This is a genomic window from Halalkalicoccus jeotgali B3, from assembly GCF_000196895.1.
GTDB lineage: Archaea > Halobacteriota > Halobacteria > Halobacteriales > Halalkalicoccaceae > Halalkalicoccus > Halalkalicoccus jeotgali.
In genome coordinates this window covers 310,335-324,885 of sequence record NC_014297.1, presented here as the reverse complement: position 1 = coordinate 324,885, position 14,551 = coordinate 310,335, and the positions used below count along the sequence as shown (strand labels likewise).

The window sequence follows — 14,551 nt, the reverse complement described above, 5'->3', positions numbered from 1 at the left end:
ACATAAGTTCCATTATGCGACGTCCGTTGGCGTGCTCCTCTCGCTGGCGGCGAGTTCGTCGATCTGGCGGGCAAGCGAAAGGGCCTGTAGGCCGTCCTCGCCGGTAACGACGGGTTCGGAGCCGGTGCGGACGGCCTCGGCGAACGCCGAGAGCTCGTTTTTCAGGGGTTCGCGCCGTTCGACGAGGACCTGTTCGACGATGTTCTCGTGGCGATAGCGAAAGCCCTCCTGTTTGACGTACTCGGGGAGCGACTGGCGGGTGATCTCGATGGACTGGTCGATATAGTCGACGATCACGCGGCAGTTTTCGGCGGTGATGGTCAGTTCACGGACCTTCTGTTGGGTGACTCGACTCGCGGTGAGTTGTCCGATCCGTCCGGAGGGCGTCTGGATCGTCGCCGTGGCGTAGTTCGATTTGCGGGTCCCCGCCCCGTAGACGTCGCGGACGTCCTCATCGAGCAGGGACAGCAGAATGTCGATGTCGTGGATCATCAGATCCATTACCGCAGTGTCCTCGATATCGCGGTCGACCGGCGGGCCGAGTCGGCGCGCTTCCATCGCGATGATCTCGAGGTCGTCGAGCAAGTCCTGCAGCGTCATTACCGCGGGGTTGAACCGTTCGATGTGGCCTACCTGCAGGACGGCGTTTCGTTGCTCGGCCAGTTCGATCAGCCGACGGCCGTTCTCGAGGTCCTCGACGAAGGGTTTCTCGACGAGAACGCTTACACCCGCCTCGATGCACTCGCGGGCAGTGTCGTAGTGAAACTGGGTCGGTACCGCGATCGAGACCATGTCGACCCCCTCGAGGAGGGCATCCATCCCCATGGCGGCCGTTCCGAACGCATCGGCCACCGACCCGGCTTGCTCCATGTCCACGTCATGAACGCCGACGAGTTGTGTTTCGGGGAGTTCTCGGTACACGCGGGCGTGGTTCTGGCCCATGCTACCGACGCCGATGACGCCCGCGCGGATCGGCGGTTGCTCAGACATGTTGTACTCCTGCGTCCGCGACGGCTTCAACGATCCGATCCACGTCGTCCGATGAGACGTTCGGGTGGACCGGCAGCGAAAGGACTTCCGCCGCCGCGCGCGTCGCGTTCGGAACGGCCGCGCTGTAGCCCTCGTAGGCCGCCAGTTCGTGGATGCACGTCGGGTAGTAGATCTTGCTGTCGACGCCTCCTTCCTCGAGTGCGCTCTGGAGGGCGTCGCGGTCCTCGGTCCGGACCGTATACTGATGGTAGACGTGTCTGGTTCCCTCGGGCACCGTCGGCGTCTCGACTGCGGTATCGACCAGTCCCTCGTCGAGCAGACGTGCGTTTTCCCGTCGAGCCTCGGTGAACTTGGGGAGGCGCTCTAGTTGAACGCGTCCGAGGGCCGCGGCGATGTTCGTCAACCGCAGGTTGTGCCCGACCGTGGTGTGGGCGTACTGGGCGCTCCCGTCGCGACCGTGGTTGATGAACTGTCTGATCGCCGTTTCGATCTCGGGGTCGTCCGTCGTTACCATTCCCCCCTCGCCGGTCGTCATGTTCTTCGTCGGGTAAAACGAAAAGCAGGCTACGTCCCCGAGCGATCCGACCCGCGTGCCGTCGACACTCGCACCGTGGGCCTGGGCGGCGTCTTCGATGATCGCGACGTCGTACTTCGCTCCGAGTTCTACGAAGCGCTCCATGTCCGCCGGTAGCCCGTAGAGGTGGACCGGCATGATCGCCGCGACGTCCTCGCGCTCGCGGAGGATCGACTCGACGGCGTCAGGATCGAGCGTGTAAGTCTCGGGGTCGATGTCGGCAAAGACCGGCTCGCCGCCGGCCAGTCGGATCGAGTTGCCGGTCGCGACGAACGAAAAGGGCGTCGTGATCACCGCCTCGCCGCGAACGTCGAGCGCCTCGCAGGCGGCGTGGAGGGCGGCGGTGCCGTTGGCGGTCGCGACGCCGCGATCGGCGCCACAAAAGTCGGCGAACTCCGCTTCGAAGTCGGTGACGACGTCGCCGCTGGCGATATATCCCGACTCGAGGACCTCGTCGACGGCCTCGCGCTCGTCGTCCCCGATGTCTGGGTTCGCGATCGGGATCATCGACGCCCCCCGCGAGCGTGTACGTCGTCGACGGGGGCAGCGAGCGTCGGACCGGACTGGCTGTAATCGTGTTCCGCGCTCGGCCTCTCGGCCGTCGTCGCGGATTGGTGTGGGGTCAGTTGCATGGTGGAACCTGTGCGGGCGAGATCCCGCGCTCGTTACCTGCCTAGTGTGTCGTGGCCTTTGTTATAAACGTATTAACCTTCGATAGCGGTGCATAATCGGGAAAAACCGCCGATCCGAGCGCAGTTCCTGTCGATTCGGTAACTCGAACGAGGGTTGGGAGCTAAGCGGACTGTCGGGGGGTTTTTGAATGAGCCTCGCGTACGCGACGGAAATGAGAGTCCACCAGTGGACGGGTGACCTGCTGACGGTCCTCCTGTTCAGCGGGCTCGCCGCGGGCGGCATCCTGTCGGGGATCTCCATTACGCCCGTCCGCGTCGCGCTCGCGCTTCCGCTCGTCCTGTTGGTACCGGGGTACGCATTCATCAGCAGCCTCTTTCCCGAGGCCCCCGATGACGACGGAACCGGCTTCGGCACCCTCGAACGTCTCGTCCTGTCGATCGCGTTGAGTCTCGCGCTCGTCGCGATGATCGCGTACGTCGCGAACTTCACGCCCTACGGAATCACCCTCCTTCCGATCACTGTCGGCGTCGTCGCCTGGACGGTACTGTTCTCGTTGCTGGGGCTCCTCCGGCGTGCCAGACTCCCCGGGGAAAAGCGCTATCGACCGACCGCCGGCGCCCACCTCGGCGGCCTGACCGGCCTCTTTACCGTCCAGTCGCGGCGCCCGGGCGAGACGCGCGGTGCGTTCGAGCCCGAAAGCGGTCGTCACGTCCTCTTGAACGGCTTTCTGGTGTTTAGCGTCCTCGTATTGCTCGTCGGTGGCGCATACATGGCCGTCGCCGCCCCCTCGCTGCCGAACGAGGAGCCCCACACCGAGTTCTACCTGCTCTCGGAGAACGGTGAGGGTGAGTTGACTTCGACCGACCTCCCGACTGACCTCTCGGCGGGCGAAACCGCCCCCATCACCGTCGCCATCGAAAACCACGAGGGCGAACGTGTGACCTACACCACGGTCGTCTACCAACAACAGGTGACACTGAGCGATGACGGTCGGACCGTCGAGAGCGTCGACGGGTCCGAGGAACTCGATCGGTTCGAGACGACCGTCGACGCCGACGAAACCGACCAGGTCGCCTACGAAGCCGGCCCGACGGCCGACGGCGACGTCTACGTCTGGTTCCTCCTCTATCACGGCGACGTTCCCGACGATCCCTCGCCCGAGAACGCCGACGAGACGACCCGCCTGACCTTCGCGGACTGAGGGCCCGTCGATGGCGTTTCCGTGTTACGTCGATCGGGTCGAGAAACTCGTGGCGACGTCCGCATAGAGCGACCCGAGCGATTCGATCACCGTCTCTGGTGCGAAGCGTTCGAGCTGCTCGGGGATCGCCGCCCGGTGGTCGGCGTACTCCACGCAGAGCGCCTCGAAGGCGTCGGCGAGCGATTCGGGATCGCCGGGTTCGAAGAGCGTCCCGGCGGGGCCGATGATGTAGTCCATGCTCCCGACGTCCGCACTCACTATCGGCGTGTGGGTCGCGAGCGCCTCGAGCATCACCCGGCCGAAGGGCTCGTCGATGATCCCCGGGTAGACGAACACGTCCGAGGAACGGTAGAGATCGGGCAGTTCGCCGTGATCGACGTAGCCGAGCCACGTGATCGCGTCGCTCACCCCGAGGTCAATCGCGAGTTCCCGAAGCGTCCCCTCGAGGGGGCCACGACCCGCGACCTGCAACTCGACGTCGTGCCCGGTCCGCCGGAGCAGGGCGAGCGCCCGGATCAGGGTCTCGACGCCCTTGATGTCCTGCAACGCGCCGACGTAAAGCGCGGTGATCGGTTCGGTGAGTTCGGCGGGACCCTCCCGCGGGCGGTAGAACCCCTCGTCGTAGAAGTGCGGGACGACGGTCGTCGCCTCGGCTGGGAATCCCAGGTCGGCGTAGTCCTCTTTCAGGTGGGGCGAGAGCGCGTGGTAGGCGGTGATCTCCTCTGCGTGAGCCATCGAGGAGCGGACGAACGGGATCTGACCCATCGAGACGTAGCCCTGCCGGAGTTCGGCTTCGAGTCCCTGACGGCGTTTCATCGCCGTCGCGGGCACGCAGGTCGCACACTTCAGCTGGCCGGGTCCCGAACACTTCCGCTCGCCGTGGTACATCATGTCCGCCTTCGGGCAGACGGGCAGGTAGGAGTTGAGCGTGAGAAGCGTCGGGACGTCCAGATCGGCGAGCACGGGGATAAAGGCGGAAGAATAGGAGTGGACCAGGTCGTGGCGTTCGAGGGCGGCACGCTCCTCGCGCAGGGCGTCCATCTTCGTGAAGATCGGGTGTGGGAGCTTCGGGAGGCGGTCGTGGAGCACGTACTCGACGCGGTCCTGTGCGGGGAGCGTCGCTTCTCGGGCGTCCATCTGGGTCGAGACGTACACCGTCAGGTCGTGGTGATGGGAGAGGCGTTCGATGTAGATCGTCGAACTGTGTGTCGCGCCGGTGCCGTCGCTACCGGGACACTCCGCGGGAACGAACGCGACGTCGAGGCGTTCAGACATGGTCGTCACTGGAATCGATCGCGTCGGTCATTCTCCTGTGTCTTCTCGGCGGGCACACGTTATTATCAGTATCGTAATCGCAGGGAACGATCCTACCCGGTCCGTCGGAGTTCGACGCAGAACACCGATCCCTCGGGGTCGTTGTCCTCGACCCAGATCTCGCCGTCATATCGGGTGACGAGGCGATCGACCAGCGAGAGTCCGATCCCCATGCCCGAACTCGCCTCGCCCTGTTCGCCCTCGGCGAAGATCCGGTCCTTGCGCCGGTCGGGGATGCCGGGGCCGTTGTCGGCGACCTGGACGACCACCGTCTCGTCGGTGGGGTCGGCCGAGAGCCGGACGGTAGGAACGTCCTTGTCGTTGTAGAAGATGGCGTTGCTGATGAGGTTGCCGACGACCGACGAGAGGAGGTCGTTCGCGCGCACCCGAAGCCCCGCGACCTCGCCCTCGATCGAGAGGTCGACGTCCCGATAGAGCTCTTGGGCGCGCTCGACCTCGGTCGCGAGCACCTGCGAGAGGACGACGGGATAGAGATCGACCTCCTCGTCGTCGGTGACGGTCTCGACGATGTCGCCGACGGTCCGGGTCAACTGGAGGACGTGGTTGCTCGATTGGATGATCTCGTCGACGGCCTCTTGGCCGCGCGGTTCGACGTACTCGGTCACCTCGCGGGCGCGCCCGACGACGAGGCTGATGTCGTTTCTGATGTCGTGGCGGGTGAGCTGGTTGAGGATGGCGAGCTCCCGGGTGCGCGTCCTGAGTTCGCGCTCGGTCTTCTTTCGCTCGATGGAGTACCGGATCGCCCGCGCGAGGACCTCCGGCGTGACGTCGTCCTTCACGAGGTAGTCCTGTGCGCCGTAGGAGACGGCCTCCATCCCGAGACTCGCCTCGGGCATTCCAGTCAGGACGATCACCGGAACGGTATCGGTCGCCCCGAGGACGCGTTCGAGCGTGTCGAGACCGGTGCTATCGGACAAGCGGAGGTCGAGCAACAACACGTCCGGGTCGACGTCGACGAGACGGTCGAGACCGGCATCGAGCGACGATTCGTGGGCGAACTCGATGGGTGGGTCGTCACGGTACTCACGCAGCATCTCCTCGATGAGTCTGGCGTCGCCGGGGTTGTCCTCGATCAACAGGACCGACCCGAACGCCGGATCGGCGTTCATGTCGATCCGTCCGCGCGGATCATGGTCAGCGGGCGAAACACCTCGCGACGATCGTCGGCCGAGCGGAACCGATCGTCAGCGAGCGTCGAGACGGGCGGGGACGGGGTCACGTTGATATTGTACATCCTGACAAGTTATATTTTTTATTCATAGATAGTAAAAATAGTGATCGTACTGTGGACAACCGCTCGGACGCCGTCGTGTCGCGAACGACCACCCCATACGGCGCGCGATCCGAGCGTACTATCTCGGCGAGATCGAAACGGGGTATTCAGGCGTCGTTGAGGAGCGCTTGGAGCTGTGGGTCGTCGGCCGCGTCGGCGGGATCGTCCAGTTGTGATGCGAGTCGTTCGATACGGCGTCGAAGCCGGTCGTACTCGTCGCTGGCTTCGAGTTCGGCCGCCGATTTCTCTGCGCGCAACAGCGATTCCTTCGCCGACAGGGCGAGATACTCCCTGAGCGGGGCGTCGTGGACGTCCCGCGCGAGCACGTCGGTGACCGTCTCGCGGACCTCGTCTCTGAACCCGGGTTTGACGATGTAGGCGTCGAAGCCCATGTCGACGATATCGAAGTCGGGCTCGACGGCCGAAAGCATGATCACCCCGCAATCGAGGTTCCACTCGCGGATCCGTGCGAGGACGTCCTCGCCGTCAATGCCGGGCATCCGTCGATCGAGCAACACGGCGTCGATCGAGTCGTCGAGTTTTTTGAACGCGTCCTCGCCGTCGTAGGCCCGTTCGACGGTGTAATCGGATTCGAGCCAACTGGCGTGCATCCGCACGAGCCGGGGGTCGTCGTCGACGATCAACACCACGGGGTCGGGGTCGGGATCGAGGTGGCGGTCGCCCCAAGCGGCGAGCGCCTCGAGCGCGTCCTGAAGCTCGTGGCCCGTATCCGTGAGTTCGTATTCGACTCGCTTTGGCGCCTCGCTCACGACCGTCCGGGACAGGAGCCCGCTCTCGGTGAGATCCTCCAGACTGTCGGTGAGGACCTTCCCCGAGATGCCATCGATACGCTCTTTGAGTTCGTTAAATCGCAACGGTTCGGCCTCGAGGAGCCGCTGTATGATCACCGGATGCCACTTCTTCGAGATGAGGTCGACGGTATCGACGACCCGTTGTGCCCGATCTGTGTTACTGGTCACCGTCAATCGCCTACGGTCCCTATGGGCTCCTCCGTAATTTATTATACGTTTTCTAGTCTAAATAAAGTTATTATAAATACACTAAATAAAATGGTCAGTTGAACAGCGACCGGAAGAAGGCGAGAATGCGCTGGATGAACCCCATCGATTCTTCGTCCTCCTCGACATTACCGCCGCCAGCGGGCTCGTTGTTCGGTTCGGAGTCGTTCCCGCCGACGTTGCGTTCGGGTTCGGGAGCGACGCCGAAGATATCGAGCGCCTCCTGGACGGTGACGACCTGGATGTTGCGTTCTTGGGCCTGCTGGAGGACGAAATCGACCCGTTCGGGCGGCAGGGTGTCGTACTCGCTGTGACCGGCGAGGATCCCGTAATCGGGTTCCTCGGCGACGTTGTCGAGGAACGTCTCGATATCTGATTCGGTCATCCGGTCGGTTTCCATGTAGCGGCGACCGAGGCCGTAGGGATCGGGGTTGTACTCGGGATTGAGACCGACCCCGTCGCGTGTCGGGGTCGCGACGTAGTACTCGGGGGCGAGCTCACTGACGAGCCCGTCGTCGCGTTCGTAGGGGTAGATCAGGTTCGTGACTTGGTCCTCGCGGACGTACTCTTCGAGCCCGGCCTTCGACTCGGTGAGGATCTGTCGGAGGAACTCCTCGGTGTACCGAACGCGGGTGTCGGAACCGGCGGTGAAACTCTCGTCGATCCCCGATTCGAGTTCGATGTACGGGCCGGTATCGTCCTCGCCGTTGCCCGCGACGGTCGCTTCGGCCTCGAGTTCCTCGTCGAAGACGACGATCGGGTCGCCCTCGAACCGGCCGTGGAGGGTCGCCTCGGGGTAGATCCGGGTATCGCCCGTCGCGATATCCTCGACGATCGGTATCTCGCCGAGCGCGCGGTGTCGGATCGTATGGGACATGAACTCCCAGCCGTTATCGGACATCTCCAGAACTTGCCCGCTACTGAGCCAGTTCTCGGAGGAGTTGAGCAGACCGGGACACGCCGCCGTACACCCCGGTACGCCGTATTGCTGATGGACTCGATACATCTCGTAGTCCTCGACAGGGCCATCGTCGTAGATGAGCGAGAGATACCCGGCCGGTTCGGCGTCCTCTTGGGCACCCGCGGTGCCCGACAGACCGGAAACGCCGATCGTGGCCGCTCCCGCACCGATCGCCCGCATGAACGACCGGCGACCCGAGCGAAAGCCAGTAGTGTGCGTCATCGTCCGTAATATCCGGGCCACGACCTTTATTTATACATCGAATAATATGCGGAGCTGCTACCGCCGAAAACGATCGCGTCCGTCGAACCCGATCCTGCAAGAATTGCCGGGACGGGCCGCGTACTCTACCGATCCGTCAGTTAGCGATCCCGTACGAGTGGGATAATGTCGGTTCTGTTGCTTTCGGAGCGTAAGCGAACCGGCCGACCACTCCTCACGAACCCATCGTCGACGACCACTCCCGAACGGTTCACGATACTATCAACCATCGAGAATTCTATGGAGACGATTGCGGTTTCGAAAGAATTACCGACTGGGGAGCATGTCATGGGAACGAAATGCGAGAGCAAGACCACGGAGCGCGCAACTCATTCAGTAGACGCGGTTATCTCGGTGCGATCGGGGGGCTTGCAGCAACGCCACTTCTCGGATCGATCGCGAGTGCAGCAGACACCTCCGAATACTCGGAGGTAGTGGACATCGTGGAGGCAGGGGCCGACAACGACGGCGATAGCTCGATCACGTCGACGCTCGAACGCGTCGCCGACGACGGCACCCTCGTGAAGTTCCCCGCCGGCGAGTACCTCGTCGACGGTACCGTCCGCATCGCGGGCTACGAGCAGTTCGGCATGGTCGGCGACGACGCCACCATCCGCGTCGCCCCCACCGATGATTATACCTTCAAACTCGGTACCTATCGGAGCCCCATCGACGACCTCCACGTCGAGGGGTTCACCGCCGACATCAGCGGCGACAACACCGGCGGCCGGGTCTTCGAACTCCAGGCCGGCGACGATCTCTACGCGGGTGACCTCACCGTCTCCGGGAAACACGACACGCCCAGCAAAGGTCCGATGCTCGTCGGGATGCAATCGAGCGACGGCGAGGGCCTCGTCGAGAACGTCGACCTCTCCGATGGCGGCGAGGACGTCTCCGGTGGCCGGGGCGGGACGGGCCTGCTGGTAAGCAACTACCACGAGGGCACCGTCACCCTGCGGGACATCCAGATCGGCCCCTTCCCCGACAACGGGATCTACTGCTCACAGGGCGACAGCAGCGCCGACGGAACCGTCCACGTCGAGGGTGGACGCGTCGAGAACGCCAACGTCGCGGGGGTCCGTCTGGGCGGCGACGGGAGTTCGATCGAAGGGACGGAGTTCGTCTACGATGAGGACATCGACGGCTTCGGCGGCCAGCGCCCGATCCGACTCGACGGCGGGTCGGGACTCGAGGTCTCGGAGGTCTCCATCGAGATGAGCATTGACCAGACCGAAGCCATCCGCGTCATGCCCGGGGTCGACTCGGCGAGCATCCACGACGTCGACATGGACCTCTCGGGAACGGTCCGGGACGGCGTCTCGGTCACGGGCGGTGCGGGCTCGGTCGAGACCGACGATCTGAGTGTCAGCGGCAACGGCCGCTACGACGTCTTCGAGTACTGAACTGTCGGACTCGACTCACTCGGACGGTCTTTCCTTCCGTCGGTTGCCTTCGATCAGCGTTGCGTGCGTTCGAGACGGCCGACGGCACCGCAAGGGCACTCAGTCGTACAGGAGAACCTCGAGGTCCTCGCTTTCCTCCATATCGAAGACCATCGCCAGCAGCATGAACAGCCAGCCGACGACGAACAGGACGAGCGAGGTCCCCCGGGAGGTCCCCTCCCGGTCGAGCGCCGCCTTCAGCGCCGACAGTACCCCGGCACCCGCCGAGGCCGCACCAACGTAATAGAAGAGCGCGAGCGGGTGGAAGTCTCGGATCAGGTACTTCACGCGCAGGCGCCAGAGGAAGTCCTTGAGGAGCAGCCCCGAGACCTTCGGGATGTAGGTCTTGTAGTCGATGTCGCTTTCCTCGTCCTTGTAGACCGCACGGCGCTTGACGTCCGCGACGCGCATGTTCTTGGCGTTCAGACGAACGAGCAGGTCGTTACAGTAGCCGTAGTCCTCGTACATCTCCTCGATTCCGACCTTGTCGAGGGCCTCATAGGAGATCGCGGTCGAACCGTTCTGTGGGTCCATGATCTTCCAGTAACCGCTTGCGATCTTCGTGATCAGCGTTAGGGTGAAGTTACCGACCTGCCGGAACAGCGGCATGTCGCGGCGCTCGGCCCCCAGAAGACGGTTACCCTTCGAGTACTCGGCCTTTTCCTCGGCGACGGGTCTGACGATCCGCTCGACGATGTCGGGTTCAGTCTGGCCGTCGCCCGCGATGACGGTCGTGACCTCCATCTCGTCGTCGAGCGCGTGGAGATAGCCGGTCTTGATCGCGCCGCCGACGCCCTTGTTCTCGGCGTGGCGGATGGGGACCACGCGATCGAGGGTGGTTTCGCCCTCCTCGTTGACCGCCTCTGCCTTGCGTTGGATCTCACCCCACGTGTCGTCGGTCGAACGGTCGTCGATCACGTATGCGCGGTCGATGAACTCGGGGAGGGTTTCGAGGACCTCGCCGATGAACGGCTCCTCGTTGTACGCCGGGATGACGGCGGCGATCGTCTTGTCGTTATACATAGGTATGCAGGTGCTCTGTCGGTAGCGCCCCGGTCACGGCTCTTGGTTATGGAGGGAGTATCGCCCTCACGGCCCGCGGCCCGTCTCCGCCGTAGCCGGCGCGCTCGCTTCGACAGGCGGCGTTAGCGTCGGGATAATAAAATACCTCCCGAAACCATCTGCGAGTAGACTACCGTGTCTCTCAGTTCAACGGAGATCGCCGCGTTCGTCGACGGCGAACACGTCGGTCCCGAACGGACGGTGACGGGCCTCGATGCGCTGGATACCGCCGGTTCCGACGATTTCGCGTTCTGTATCTACGACGATCCGACCTACGTCCACGAGTCGGATGCGGGCGTGATCGTCTGCCCACCGGGGATCGACGCGCCCGAATCGAGAACGCTCGTGCTCGCCCGCGAACCGAAGCTCGCGTTCGTGCGGATCGCAAACGAGTTCTTCATGAACCGACCGGACGAGACGCGGATCCATCCGACCGCGACCGTCGCCGATGGGGCACGGGTCGGAAAGCGGGTCGTGATCGGTCCACACGTCCACGTCGACGACTGCGTCGAGATCGGCGACGACTGTACGCTCCGTGCGGGGGCGGTCCTCGGAAGCGAGGGGTTCGGCTTCGCACGCGACGGGTCGGATCGCTTGCATCGGCAGATACATCAAGGTGGCGTGGTAATCGAAAATGACGTTGAGATCGGTCCGAACGCCTCGATCGACCGGGCCGTCTTCGACGAGACGGTCGTCGAACGCGGCGCGAAGCTAAGCGGGCAGGTCCACCTCGCCCACCAAGTCCGGATTGGTCGGGACACGACCGTCGCCTACGGATCGGGGTTTTCCGGCGGTGCGACCGTCGGACGGCGCGTGACGGTCCACCCGCACGTCTCGGTCGCGACCGACGTCGCGATCGGGGACGACGCCGAAATCGGCATGAACGCGGGCGTCCTCTCGGACGTTCCCGACGGTACGACCGTCGTCGGCACGCCGGCACGCCCCATCACAGACCAATGACCACACACAGACCCTCCGATCGACCGTCGGCGGCGACGGTCGAGTTTACCTACGACTGGTACGAACGGTTTCTCAGCGAACTCCTCGACTCGGGCTACACCCCCGCCGACTACGACGAATCGCTCTCGGCCGGCGAGATGATCGTCCGCCACGACATCGACTTCGCGCCACGAAAGGCCCTGCGAATGGGACGGATCGAAGCCGACCTCGGCATCGAGTCGACCTACTTCGTGTTGCTCACCTGTCCGCTGTACAACGTCTTCTACAAGCCGGTCAGGGCGGCCCTCGAGGAACTCCAATCGATGGGCCACACCGTCGGCGTCCACTTCAGCACCCATCAGTACTGGAACGGCGAGGCACCGTCGGCCGCGGTCACCGAGCGAGTCCTCGCCGAACGCGAAGCCCTGTCTGGCCTGCTCGGCGACGTGAGCGAGGCGGTCTCGTTTCACCGCCCCGACGAGTGGCTCTTCCGACGATCGTTCGAGGGCTTTATCAGCACCTACGAGGAGCGCTTTTTCACCGATATCGCCTACCTCGGGGACTCGAACCAGCGCTGGCGCGATCAGCACCCGCTGTCCGGGGAGCGACCCGAGAAGCTCCAGATCCTCACCCATCCCGGGCTCTGGGGCGCCGAAGACGCCGACTTCGAGACGCGACTCGCTGGAGAGGTCGATCGCGAACTGGGACGAACGCGACGATTTATGCACGAGCAGCTCGTTGATAAGATGTATAACGTAGACGAGTTTCACTACGATACGAACGAATGATCCAGCCATTCCGTATCCGAGGACACACGCGAGGGCAAGACCGTGGCGGGTAGCTCCGGCCGTATCTACGGCTGGCTCTCGACCCAGCGATTCGACGTGTTGGGTGCGGTCCTCGCGCTCGTCCTCGCCGTCGTGTTGCTTCCGTTGCGGTTGCTCGCCTCGAACTTCTACATCGTGGCGATCCCCGTCGCGATGACGATCGCCTCGGGACTGTTCTTGCTCGCGGTTCGCACCAGCAACACTGAAGGGTTGCCCGCGTTCCCGACCTGGGCCGGGCGGTTGCTCCCGAGCCTGACGATACTGGGCACGGCGCTGTTGATCGGTCTCGGACTCTATCAGGGCGCACGCACACCCGCGTTCTACACCATTGCAACCGTGGTGGGGGCCGGCCTCTTCCTCCAGATATTCTTCACGCGCGAACGTGACTTCGTACCGTGGTTGCTGTTGGTCCAGATCGTGGCGTTCGCCTTCACGATCCGGTACGTCTCCCTGCTGACGACGCCGGGGTACACCGGGATCGACGTCTGGTCCCACGTCGCCTCATATTCGGTGACGATCGCCGAAACCAACTCGCTCGACATCCTCGAAGGTGGCAAGTACTACGCCGCACCGCTGTTTCACCTCGCCGTCGTCGCGACGAGTCTCCTCGCGGACGTCTCGGTTCGCAACGGACTGTTCCTCTCAGTCGGCTTCGGGATGGCGATCTCGTCGGTCTTCCTCTATATCACGACTCGACTCTTCGTCTCGGCGCGCTGGAGTCTGTTCGCGGTCGCGGTCTTTGCGATGTCGGCCCACACCGTCGAATGGTCGATCCATCTGATCCCGACGGGACTCGGACTCGTCTTCTTTCTCGGGGTGTTCTACCTGCTCGTCCGGGTACTCGACGTCAACCCGGGAGGGCGGGAGTTCGTCCTGATCGTCGTCCTCAGCGTCGCGACCATTCTCACCCACCAGATATCGGCGTTCATCATGCTCGTGTTGACGGGAGCGGGGTTGCTCGCACACCTCCTGTTGCGATTCGAGTTGCTCTCACCGCCGAACCGGTTTCAGGGGTACACCCATGGGAGCGGCGACTCGGTGAGCCTCACCGGCCTCTTGGCGTTTGATTTGGGTTTCATCACGTTCATGTGGTCGCTGACACCGTACAACGGCGATACGTTCCTCGCGACGACGTTCAGCTTCTTCCGGGTCACGCTCGAGGAATCGGCCGGTCTCGGCGACATTACGAGCGATCGGGGGGCGCAGGCGGCGTCCGCCCCGACGGTGCTTGAACAGGCGGTCCAGTACATCGACGCCGCGGTGTTCCTCTTGGTGTTCGTCTTCGCGGTCGTTGGTTGCTTTTACGTGCTCAGACGGCGAAACATCTCCCACGGAGCGGTTATGTGTGGCGCGTCGATCGTCGTCATGCTCGTGTTCATCTTCGGGTTCCCGATGTTCGGGATCCGGACGTTCATCCCCCAGCGGTGGTACGCGTTTCTCACAGCGCCGATGGCGCTTCTGGCGGCGGTCGGTCTCGCGTATCTCGCCCGGCGCCTCACTACGCCGGTCATCCTCGTGGTGTTGCTCGTCTTCGCGCTTGCGTTCCCGATGGTCGCGTTTACCGCGACTGACGGGACGATCGACAACCCTCGATTCGAGGGAACACAGACGAAATACAGTTACACCGCCCCCGAGCTGAACGCCGTCGAGACGATCGGCGACATCAGACCGATCGCGGAGGACGAGACGTACAACACCGACCACCCGTACAACACCGTGTTCTCGCGGGCCGGACCCGGACCCAGTGTCGCAGCAAACGTCACCGACGAGGGGCTCCGGAACACCGAGACGCTGATATACCGCGACTATCAGACCACCGGCGGATCGTTCTTCGTCAGCGAGAACGATCGGAGCGTAACCCCCGAGATGAGCAGGAACGAACTCTGCGGTGCCGAGCGACACTACGCTTACGACAACGGCGACGTGACGATGTGTACTGCCACGTGGGAGGTCGATAGCGATGCGAACACCGGTACCGACCTCGGCGGCGGCGAAACCGACACCTGAGGACGACTACACGCTGACGAAACTGAT

General features: G+C 63.6%; 13 protein-coding genes. 5 read left to right on the top strand and 8 right to left on the bottom strand.

Annotation, left to right across the window (positions count from 1 at the left end):
- Positions 1-12 precede the first annotated feature (12 nt).
- A complete protein-coding gene (locus tag HACJB3_RS01610) occupies positions 13-990 on the bottom strand; it encodes a Gfo/Idh/MocA family protein (protein ID WP_008418603.1) in 978 nt (325 codons plus the stop codon).
- Positions 983-2,071, bottom strand: a complete 1,089-nt coding sequence (locus HACJB3_RS01605; RefSeq protein WP_008418605.1) for a DegT/DnrJ/EryC1/StrS family aminotransferase — start codon at positions 2,069-2,071, stop codon at positions 983-985. Before HACJB3_RS01605 ends, HACJB3_RS01610 begins: the two co-directional genes overlap by 8 nt.
- Positions 2,072-2,384: 313 nt before the next feature.
- On the opposite strand from HACJB3_RS01605, the gene HACJB3_RS01600 reads away from it, so the two are divergent.
- Positions 2,385-3,398 carry a DUF1616 domain-containing protein gene (locus HACJB3_RS01600; RefSeq protein WP_008418607.1) on the top strand — a complete coding sequence of 338 codons (1,014 nt, stop codon included), beginning with the start codon at positions 2,385-2,387 and terminating at the stop codon, positions 3,396-3,398.
- Between the two features lie 24 nt (positions 3,399-3,422).
- Here HACJB3_RS01600 and HACJB3_RS01595 read toward each other — a convergent pair whose 3' ends face one another.
- The 5 genes from HACJB3_RS01595 to HACJB3_RS01580 form a co-directional block, all read right to left on the bottom strand.
- Positions 3,423-4,673, bottom strand: a complete 1,251-nt coding sequence (locus HACJB3_RS01595) for a glycosyltransferase family 4 protein (RefSeq protein ID WP_008418608.1) — start codon at positions 4,671-4,673, stop codon at positions 3,423-3,425.
- Positions 4,674-4,765: 92 nt separating this feature from the next.
- Complete coding sequence (locus HACJB3_RS01590) at positions 4,766-5,842, bottom strand: hybrid sensor histidine kinase/response regulator (protein WP_008418611.1); 1,077 nt, start codon at positions 5,840-5,842, stop codon at positions 4,766-4,768.
- Positions 5,839-5,967, bottom strand: coding sequence for a hypothetical protein (locus tag HACJB3_RS20970; RefSeq protein ID WP_008418613.1), 129 nt, complete (start codon positions 5,965-5,967; stop codon positions 5,839-5,841). Before HACJB3_RS20970 ends, HACJB3_RS01590 begins: the two co-directional genes overlap by 4 nt.
- 146 nt (positions 5,968-6,113) lie before the next feature.
- The gene (locus HACJB3_RS01585; RefSeq protein ID WP_008418616.1) at positions 6,114-6,986 is read right to left on the bottom strand and encodes a winged helix-turn-helix transcriptional regulator; all 873 of its coding nucleotides are present in this window, start codon (positions 6,984-6,986) and stop codon (positions 6,114-6,116) included.
- Positions 6,987-7,080: 94 nt separating this feature from the next.
- A complete protein-coding gene (locus HACJB3_RS01580) occupies positions 7,081-8,208 on the bottom strand; it encodes a polysaccharide deacetylase family protein (RefSeq protein ID WP_238532786.1) in 1,128 nt (375 codons plus the stop codon).
- 473 nt (positions 8,209-8,681) lie between these two features.
- Here HACJB3_RS01580 and HACJB3_RS01575 point away from each other — a divergent pair, with 473 nt between their 5' ends.
- Positions 8,682-9,650, top strand: coding sequence for a hypothetical protein (locus HACJB3_RS01575; RefSeq protein ID WP_013199334.1), 969 nt, complete (start codon positions 8,682-8,684; stop codon positions 9,648-9,650).
- 99 nt (positions 9,651-9,749) lie between these two features.
- Here the strand turns inward: HACJB3_RS01575 and HACJB3_RS01570 are convergent, their stop codons facing one another.
- Positions 9,750-10,712, bottom strand: a complete 963-nt coding sequence (locus tag HACJB3_RS01570; RefSeq protein ID WP_008418622.1) for a glycosyltransferase family 2 protein — start codon at positions 10,710-10,712, stop codon at positions 9,750-9,752.
- Between the two features lie 174 nt (positions 10,713-10,886).
- On the opposite strand from HACJB3_RS01570, the gene HACJB3_RS01565 reads away from it, so the two are divergent.
- Genes HACJB3_RS01565 through HACJB3_RS01555 form a run of 3 tightly spaced genes read left to right on the top strand, consistent with a single transcriptional unit; the run spans position 10,887 to position 14,524 of the window.
- The gene (locus HACJB3_RS01565; protein WP_008418624.1) at positions 10,887-11,711 is read left to right on the top strand and encodes a DapH/DapD/GlmU-related protein; all 825 of its coding nucleotides are present in this window, start codon (positions 10,887-10,889) and stop codon (positions 11,709-11,711) included.
- Positions 11,708-12,478 (top strand): hypothetical protein, encoded by a 771-nt coding sequence (locus tag HACJB3_RS01560; RefSeq protein WP_008418626.1) that lies wholly within the window; start codon positions 11,708-11,710, stop codon positions 12,476-12,478. The genes HACJB3_RS01565 and HACJB3_RS01560 overlap by 4 nt, the downstream gene beginning before the upstream one ends.
- 42 nt (positions 12,479-12,520) lie before the next feature.
- Entirely contained in the window at positions 12,521-14,524 is a 2,004-nt protein-coding gene (locus tag HACJB3_RS01555) for a hypothetical protein (protein ID WP_008418628.1), read from the top strand.
- Positions 14,525-14,551: the final 27 nt, after the last annotated feature.

Excerpts from the sequence above, each read along its gene's own strand:
- HACJB3_RS01610 (WP_008418603.1), bottom strand. The coding sequence starts at position 990 with ATGTCTGAGCAACCGCCGATCCGCGCGGGCGTCATCGGCGTCGGTAGC.
- HACJB3_RS01605 (WP_008418605.1), bottom strand. The coding sequence starts at position 2,071 with ATGATCCCGATCGCGAACCCAGACATCGGGGACGACGAGCGCGAGGCC.
- HACJB3_RS01600 (WP_008418607.1), top strand. The coding sequence starts at position 2,385 with ATGAGCCTCGCGTACGCGACGGAAATGAGAGTCCACCAGTGGACGGGT.
- HACJB3_RS01595 (WP_008418608.1), bottom strand. The coding sequence starts at position 4,673 with ATGTCTGAACGCCTCGACGTCGCGTTCGTTCCCGCGGAGTGTCCCGGT.
- HACJB3_RS01590 (WP_008418611.1), bottom strand. The coding sequence starts at position 5,842 with ATGAACGCCGATCCGGCGTTCGGGTCGGTCCTGTTGATCGAGGACAAC.
- HACJB3_RS20970 (WP_008418613.1), bottom strand. The coding sequence starts at position 5,967 with ATGTACAATATCAACGTGACCCCGTCCCCGCCCGTCTCGACGCTCGCT.
- HACJB3_RS01580 (WP_238532786.1), bottom strand. The coding sequence starts at position 8,208 with ATGACGCACACTACTGGCTTTCGCTCGGGTCGCCGGTCGTTCATGCGG.
- HACJB3_RS01570 (WP_008418622.1), bottom strand. The coding sequence starts at position 10,712 with ATGTATAACGACAAGACGATCGCCGCCGTCATCCCGGCGTACAACGAG.
- HACJB3_RS01560 (WP_008418626.1), top strand. The coding sequence starts at position 11,708 with ATGACCACACACAGACCCTCCGATCGACCGTCGGCGGCGACGGTCGAG.